The following is a 1,086-nucleotide window of genomic DNA, read 5'->3' on the forward strand; positions in this document are numbered from 1 at the left end:
GCCCCCGAGGGCGCGGGCGCCGCAGCCCCCGAGAGCGCGGCGGGCGCCGCCCCGAACCCCTCGGCCGCGCCGAGCCTGCCGAGCCCTCCGAGTCCGCCGGTCTCTCCGAACCCGCCCAGCCCTCCGAGTCCTCCCGGGGAGGACGAGCCGCCGTCGGCCGGCCGCTGACGACCGCCGTGTTCCTGCGGGCACTGCTGTTCTGGTTCGCCCTCACCGTCGCGGCCGGCGCCATCGCCTTCCCCACGAAACCCGAGAGCCAGGCGGAGGCCGCCGCGAACCACCAGTCCTGCGCCACGGACACCCAGACCGAGTACCTCCGCGAACTGCCCTACACCGCCGAGGAGAAGGAGCTCGTCGCCACGTTGCCCCTCTGGCGGCGGACCGAGATCCCGGCCGCCTACAGCTCCGAGGTCGTCAAGGCCGTCTCGGAGAAGTGCGGTGCGAACCCCGTCGACCGTCCCGAGCAGCGTGCGGGCCTGGCCGTGGGCGTACTGGCGGGCGGCGGACTCCTCCTCTACTGGCTGCTCCCCTACCTGACCATCCTCCGGTACGGACTCGAACGCCAACAGCCGCAGGAGCCCGGCGCCGTCGGCGCGGACGGCACGCCCCTGCCCTGCCTCGACACGGCCGTACGCCGGCTCGCGGCGGACACGGGGGTCACCGTGCACGCGGTGCTGTTCAACGCCGTGGACGAGACGGCCAACGCCGTGGCCTTCGGGCACGCGGGCCGGCGGTACGTCGAGCTGGCGAGCGGCATGGAGGGGCTGCTCGTGAAGGACCCGGCCGCCTTCGACGCCGTCGTGCTCCACGAACTCGGGCACATCCGCAACCACGACCTCGACGTCACCCAGGCCATCACGGCCCTGTGGTGGGCGTTCGTCGCGCTCGTCACCGCCGCCTTCGGCCTCTCCCTCACGGGGTTCGCGGCCGACGGCGCGGGCCTGCGCACCCTGTGCCTGCAGCTCGCGCTGCTGACCTCCGTGGTCTACGCGGCCCGCAACACCTATCTCCACTCCCGCGAGTTGCACGCCGATGCCTTCGCGGCCACGCACCCGGCGGGCGGCGCCGACGAGACCAGCAGTGGGG

The 1,086-nt window shown here is 74.1% G+C and carries 1 protein-coding gene; it reads left to right on the plus strand.

Annotated elements, in window-relative coordinates; genetic code table 11:
- Positions 1-1,086: M48 family metalloprotease (locus ACWGDE_RS39140; RefSeq protein ID WP_453393846.1), on the plus strand; the 1,086-nt coding region annotated here is incomplete at both ends.

The sequence above is a fragment of the Streptomyces sp. NPDC054956 genome (assembly GCF_053609185.1).